5 protein-coding genes are annotated in these 5,315 nt (G+C 61.4%); all 5 read left to right on the plus strand.

Annotated features, from left to right (window positions below):
- Positions 1 to 611, plus strand: a 611-nt coding sequence (locus CV103_RS02715; protein WP_107393908.1) for a tyrosine-type recombinase/integrase, incomplete at its 5' end; no start/stop codon positions are given.
- A 157-nt stretch (positions 612 to 768) separates the two neighbouring features.
- Positions 769 to 2,169 carry an EAL domain-containing protein gene (locus CV103_RS02720; RefSeq protein ID WP_170112537.1) on the plus strand — a complete coding sequence of 467 codons (1,401 nt, stop codon included), beginning with the start codon at positions 769 to 771 and terminating at the stop codon, positions 2,167 to 2,169.
- A gap of 315 nt (positions 2,170 to 2,484) precedes the next feature.
- A complete protein-coding gene (locus tag CV103_RS02725; protein WP_170112538.1) occupies positions 2,485 to 3,087 on the plus strand; it encodes a spore coat protein U domain-containing protein in 603 nt (200 codons plus the stop codon).
- Positions 3,088 to 3,098: 11 nt separating this feature from the next.
- On the plus strand, positions 3,099 to 3,836 hold the full coding sequence (locus CV103_RS02730) for a fimbrial biogenesis chaperone (protein WP_146163369.1): 738 nt from the start codon (positions 3,099 to 3,101) through the stop codon (positions 3,834 to 3,836).
- Positions 3,837 to 3,876: 40 nt separating this feature from the next.
- Positions 3,877 to 5,241, plus strand: a complete 1,365-nt coding sequence (locus CV103_RS02735; RefSeq protein WP_170112539.1) for a fimbria/pilus outer membrane usher protein — start codon at positions 3,877 to 3,879, stop codon at positions 5,239 to 5,241.
- The last annotated feature ends 74 nt before the right edge of the window (positions 5,242 to 5,315 follow it).

The raw sequence follows: 5,315 nt of genomic DNA on the forward strand, positions 1-5,315 counted from the left end.
AGAATTCACCAACCGGCGCGGCCACCTATCGGCCATCAAAATTGACGCCGACCGGACTCCGTAATCGTCGCGCTACACTCGTCCTTGCCTCGAGCGGCTGCCGGATTTCTGAAGCGCTGGCGTTGACACTCGACCATATCGACGCGGTCGCGGGCTGCGTGGTGATCGAGAGTCTGAAGAAGCGCAGACGCGGGATCTATCGCGCCGTCCCCTTGCCACCGGCGCTGATACGGACCCTTTTGCGGGTGCATGGCGGAAGCGCTCCTACGAACGCTAGGCTTTGGCCGTGGTCGCGTATGACTGCCTGGCGAAAGGTAACGGAAGTGATGGACCTGGCCGGGGTACGCGGGTTGCAGGCCTCGCCGAAGGGCTTTCGCCACGGCTTTGGAGTCAGCGCCGTACAGGCTGGCGTACCGCTCAATATGGTACAGAAATGGCTCGGCCACGCCGACATGCGCACAACAGCCTTGTACGCAGCGGCCATTGGCAGGGAAGAGATGCAGATCGCTGAACGCTTGTGGCGCGCCACAGCGGCCATTGCGATCCCAAGAGGATCAGGCGCTCATCCCAGGGAGGCTGAGGCGCTTGCGCGTCCAAGCGCCGAAGCTTGATCTTCTCAACAGGTTGTTAACGATATTGGCGCAGATTAATCATTGCGCTTGACACGGCGCGGAATGGCGAAGCGACGAAAGCGATTGCGCAATGATACACTTTCCAGTATTCGGTCTCAGGACGCACATGATTCGGGAGCGCCGGATCGGGGGCAAGATGGCACAGATCGAGATTGTCGAGTTCTTAACCGACCGCCGAGTCGGTGATCAGGAAACCGCACGGACCTCACCCTCGGAGACCTTTGTCATTGCCCGGCTTGCTAACCGGGAGGCGCTCGCTCTCGCTTATGGTCGCGAAGCGGTCGAAAAGGTGCGCGATGAGGTGCTGGCGCGTGCACGCGCCAGCCTGGGCTCCCCCAGTGCGGCCTGGTGGTTGGACGAGATCGATCTGCTGCTGCGGATCTCGTATCGCGGTTCGGCTGACGCCCATCCCTCGCTGGGCGAAGTGCAGCGCCGACTCGCTCAGCCGATCACTGTCGGTGAATATCTGATATTGCCGCTTCTTGTCGCGGCGGCCGGCAGCGTGGACGCGGGACAATCCGTTAGCGTCGGCGAAGTCGAGCCGGTTATCGACGCCCTGCGCCAGCGGGTCGTCCGCGCGCAGCCGGCCCTGCCGGCGATCGGTGCTGATGCTGTGTCCTGCGCCCGGTATCGGCGCGACATGGCCAGCGCGGCGATGGTTTCGGACCTTTTAAACTGTGACGGCGTCGTCATGGCGTGGCAGCCGGTTCGATCCAGTGATGGGTCCGACGAGATTTTGTACAGCGAAGGGCTTTCCCGGTTCATCGATACGGATGGCGAAGCGCTTGAGCCCGGCATCGTTGTGCCCGCCCTCGAGCGGACCGGACTTATCCGGCTCCTCGACCACTGCGTCGTGCTTCAGACTTTGGAGCGCTTGCGCGTGCATGAATATCAGCGCCTAGGATGTAATATCTCGGCGCAAAGTGCCTTGCTCGACGAATGGTGGGATGACGCGATCGCGCTTCTCGAAGCGAATCGTGAGTTGGCCCAGCGCTTCGTCATCGAGATCACCGAGACAGCGGCTTTCACCGACGTAAATCGCACGGTTCAGTTCGTCGATCACATGCGGTCGCTGGGTTGTCGAATTGCCATTGATGATTTCGGCACCGGCCACGCAGCATTGCGCCACGTCGTCGCTCTGAAACCGGATATCGTCAAAATCGACGCTCTATTCCTGCGCAGGTGCCTTGAAGGTGATGACGCCGACACGGAGACCTTCCGCCACCTGGTCGGCCTGGCCGCGGCATGCGCGGATGCGGTTGTCGTGGAAGGTGTGGAAAGCGAGATTGGCCTCGTCATGGCACTCGCGGCCGGGGCAGCTTGGGCGCAGGGCTATCATCTGGCCGCGCCCGCGCTGTTCCTCGGGCGAGGAGATTCACAAGCCCGTTCGCCGCGTGTGAATCCGTGGGGCGCGGCGCCGGTTCCGACGATCAGGCGTCCAGACAATGAGCGGGACCGCCGCTGGCTCGCGGCGACATTCCTGCTCTCCTTGTTTCTGTGGATCGGCATTGCTGGTGCCTGGAACGCTGTCACCTGACCCATGGCGAAGGGCGTGCGCAACATAGTGCTCGGCTTCTCCATGCCGGCGTCAGAGGGCTGTTGGAAACGTCTTGCCCCTCGGGTCGCAAGCGAGGGCAGCGCGTGTCCGGGAACTCCCACTCCCGGGCACGCGCACAATCGACAGAAATATCCAGCCGGCCTGCGCCGGCTGAACGGAGATACGGGCACCAGCCCGTGTGGCGGAGCGCCTGGGGGGGCAGCCAGGCCGGCGCGAGCCGCGTTGTCGCGTCCGCTTGATCCCTGTCCGGTTCATCAAAGCCGCGCAAGCGGCTGTAGCATTGAAGGAAGAGTAATGAAGAAGGTGGTTCTGGGTAGTCTCGCCGGCGTTGCCGGCCTTATGGCGATCGCCTCGCCGGCTGCGGCGCAAAGCGTGAGCGGTCGTATGGACGTTCAGCTGGAGGTGGTGCCTGGCTGTGCGTTCGTCGGCGGGGCCGGCAGTACGCCGACCACGGGCGGCGTTCCCGACGCTGTGCTGAGCTTCGGCCGTACGACGGGCGATGTGACCACGCGGGCGGCCGCTGACTCTAGCGTCCGCGTTGACGGTGTCGCCGTTTCGTCCGCAGACGGCACTGCGCTGCGGATCGTTTGCTCATCGAGCGTGGTTGCAGCCGGTGGTCCGCAGCTGTCGTTCGATGCCGGTCTGAATGGCGCCTCGGGCCAGCGCAACCTGATCGGTCCGGGCGGTGCTCTGGTGCCGTACAACCTTTATAAGGATGCCGGCCGTTACAACGCTCTGGTTGCTGATACAGCCGAAACGCTCGCGGATCTCACGGCAGGCGTTGCCAAGCCATACAACGTCTACGGGCGCATCACGAATGCGGGTCTCTCGGGTATCACCAATCCTTTGGCGGATGGCGTGTATACCGACACCGTAACCATGACGCTTGCTTTCTAAGGGTGAGCTTCATGAACCGTCTTGCCCATGGACTGGCGTTGCTCAGCTTGCTGGTTTCGCAGCAGGCCGCAGCCGCGTCCCTGCGCATCTCCCCGATCGGTCTGGATCTCTCCGAAAAGGACCGTGCCGCTTCCATCACGCTGAGCAACTCGGCCGAGGAACCGGTCAGCCTGCAGATCCGCATTTTCAAATGGACGCAGGTTGACGGCGAGGACAAGCTGGACCCGACTGACGAAATGCTGGTCAGTCCGCCGGCGGCGACGGTCCCGGCGGGCGCGTCTTACACAATTCGTGTGGCGCGCCCGTCCGTTACGCCTGTGACAAGTGAGCTCGCCTATCGGGTATTCATCGACGAGCTTCCAAAGCCGATTGACCCGGAAACCGGAGCCCGTGGCATCTCGATGGTTCTGCGGACCTCCATGCCGGTGTTCGTTACCCCCGAGAAAGCAAAAGCCCAGCTACAGTGGTCGGTGGCTCCTTCTGGTGTAGATCTCGCTGTCACCGTCAGAAATAGCGGCGCTCGCAGTGTCAAAGTTGCCAATCTCTCGGCCACCACGAAGGATGGCACCCCACTGGTCGCCACCGAGGGGCTTAACGGATATGTCCTTGCGGGGGTGGCCCGCACCTTCAAGCTGGCCCCGGAGAGCGGCAAGAAACTTCCGCAACTCGCATCAGGGTCGGTTGTGACGATCACTGCCAAGAACCGCACCGACGACATCAAGGAAGATGTGGTTGTCGCTCTTCCATGACCAGTATTGTTTCGTCCGATGTTGCAGGAGAGGGGTGCTGTTGACGACTGCAACCCTCCTTGCATCGGGCGGGGGCTCGGCTGCAGCAGCTGGCGCAGAGTTGACAGCGGGTGGAGACTCGGCTTCACTCGCGGTGTTCGCTCGTCGTGAACTTGTCGATGTTGCGGCACTGGCGCCTGAGTTGGCGGCGCTCGCCGTTGAGCCTGTGACAGTGCTGGCGCAGGGGCCAATCGGCCGTCCACCAATCGATAACGTCCCGCGCGCCCAAGCTTCAAGCATAGAAGAGCCGCCGATCGTCATCGTTGTCGAGGTAACGGTGAACGGAACGGCTTCCGGTCAACTCCTGACGATGGATCAGTATGCGGATGGACGCTACGCAGCGATTGCAGAAGAGCTCCGGGCATTACGGATTAAGCTTCCGCCATTTGTGCAAGCGCGGGAGAAGGTCGAGCTCAGCGACTACGGAATCGCAGTTCAATATGACGAGCCGCGTCAGAAGGTCAGCCTGGACGTTCCGCTCGCGTTGCTCGAAACGCACAATGTCGAACTGGGCGGTCGCAACGCCGAAGTAAATCTAGATGCTGTGAAGCCGACGCCGGGATTCGTTGCGAATTACAGCCTGTACGGCAGTATCGAAGCCGGTTCCAAGCTCCTGAGCGGGAACACGGAACTCCTAGCTTTGACGAGGATCGGTGTATTCTCCTCGAGTACCCAATTCAGTCTCGCGCAGGGCGCGAGCGGGAGCAATGGCTCGTTTACCCGGCTAGACACAAGCTTCCGGCATATCGATCCGGTTGCAATTCGCTCCGTCACTCTGGGTGACTTCAATAGCAATGCGCTCGCGTGGAACGGCAGCGTTCGCATGGCTGGACTTCAGATTGCGAGCGCGTTCGAGCAAAGGCCCGATCTTGTCACCACGCCTCTACCCGAATTCTCGGGAGCTGCGGTTCTGCCCTCCACACTCGACCTCTATGTCGGTCAGCAACGGGTCTATTCGGGAGAAGTGCCCTCGGGTCCGTTTGACCTCAAATCCCTGCCGTCGATGGCAGGGGGTAACGTAAGGCTCGTTGCAACGGACATCACAGGCCGCCAGGTTGAAATTACCAAAAGTTATTACTTCAACCCCATGCTTTTGCGTAAGGGCCTCCTCCAGTACTCGATAGACGCAGGCGTACCCCGCCTCGATTACGGCACGAAATCATTCAGCTACGACAAGGTTCTGTTTCTGGCTGGGTCGGCTCGCTATGGCATCAATGACCTTACGACCGTCGATGCGCACGCTGAAGCTTCGACAGATGGGTTGGTCAATCTGGGCGGTGGACTTTCGCGAACGGTCGCAGGCTTTGCGGCGGTCACGGGGTCCGCTGCCTACGGCTCCTATGATGGCAACAGTGGCTGGATATAGCGCGACGATCTGGGTGAGAGGTCAGCGACTATCAGGATGAGAACAGATTGTCGCGGCGGGTTCATGGTGCCGGG

It is taken from the genome of Edaphosphingomonas fennica (assembly GCF_003034225.1).
Taxonomy (GTDB): Bacteria; Pseudomonadota; Alphaproteobacteria; order Sphingomonadales; family Sphingomonadaceae; genus Sphingomonas_E; species Sphingomonas_E fennica.

Bases quoted from the DNA above. Each gene is read 5' to 3' on its own strand.
- CV103_RS02720 (WP_170112537.1), top strand. From the start codon at position 769: ATGGCACAGATCGAGATTGTCGAGTTCTTAACCGACCGCCGAGTCGGT.
- CV103_RS02730 (WP_146163369.1), top strand. From the start codon at position 3,099: ATGAACCGTCTTGCCCATGGACTGGCGTTGCTCAGCTTGCTGGTTTCG.
- CV103_RS02725 (WP_170112538.1), top strand. From the start codon at position 2,485: ATGAAGAAGGTGGTTCTGGGTAGTCTCGCCGGCGTTGCCGGCCTTATG.